This window comes from Nocardia cyriacigeorgica, from assembly GCF_010858045.1.
Classification (GTDB): domain Bacteria; phylum Actinomycetota; class Actinomycetes; order Mycobacteriales; family Mycobacteriaceae; genus Nocardia; species Nocardia cyriacigeorgica_E.
This window is the reverse complement of record NZ_JAAGVC010000123.1, coordinates 1-434: the sequence shown is the minus strand read 5'-3', so window position 1 is coordinate 434 and position 434 is coordinate 1. Positions and strand designations below refer to the sequence as shown.

The 434-nt window shown below is 66.6% G+C and carries 1 protein-coding gene and 1 pseudogene; both read right to left on the bottom strand.

The genetic code is table 11. The features are described 5' to 3' along the window. Positions 1-166 (bottom strand): annotated as a pseudogene (locus GV790_RS31500) (MBL fold metallo-hydrolase); the annotation flags it as partial. 15 nt (positions 167-181) lie between these two features. Further along, the coding region (locus tag GV790_RS29005) for a RidA family protein (RefSeq protein WP_163818000.1) at positions 182-434 on the bottom strand (253 nt) is incomplete at its 5' end.

The following is a 434-nucleotide window of genomic DNA, read 5'->3' as shown; positions in this document are numbered from 1 at the left end:
GTTTCGGGCCCGGATCGACCACGACGTATCCGGAGGCCTCCGGAGCCCGCAGGATCCAGGTGTTCGTCCCGTCCAGCGTCATCTGGCCAGGATTGTCGGCGAGCAGGACCGCCGCAGAGGGCGTCACCTGGCGCAATTGTCCGTACGCGGGATGAGTCAGCGTCACGGGACTACCTCCTGATCACCGCACCTCGGCGATGAGTTCGACCTCGACCGGGGTGTTCTTCGGAAGTTCGGACACCCCGACCGCCGAGCGCGCATGGGTGCCCGCTGCGCCGAAGACCTCACCGAGGAACTCCGAAGCGCCGTTGATGACCAGCGGCTGATCGGTGAAACCGGGCGCCGACGCGACGAAACCGACCACCTTCACGATGCGCACCACCTCGTCGAGACCGACCAGATCGTGCACCGCGGCCAGTGCGTTCAGCGCACAC